Below are 265 nucleotides of genomic sequence, written 5' to 3' on the forward strand. Positions count from 1 at the left end.
CCAGATGGGCGCCGCGCGAGCGAGGGCAGAGGAATGTCCACCACCTCCGGTCCCGACCGCCGAGCCGACACCGTGTCCGGCTTCCGCCTGGTCCGGCCGATCCTGGCCGGCGCCACCCTGCGCGAGCGCCTGATCGGCTGCCTCGGTGCCCTCATCGGCCTCGCCCTGACGGGTCTGGTGAGCGGCTGGATGGTCGGGCCGGGTCCGCACATCCCGCTCCTCGTGGCGCCGATGGGGGCGACGGCGGTGCTGCTCTTCGCGGTGC

The 265-nt window shown here is 74.7% G+C and carries 1 protein-coding gene; it reads left to right on the top strand.

Translation table 11 applies throughout. The annotated features are described in order from the left end of the window. Positions 1–33: 33 nt before the first annotated feature. Positions 34–265 (top strand): HPP family protein (locus AC0IWM_RS23765; RefSeq protein ID WP_471759147.1); only part of this gene is annotated, 232 nt, incomplete at its 3' end.

The organism is Methylobacterium sp. AC433 (genome assembly GCF_979253015.1).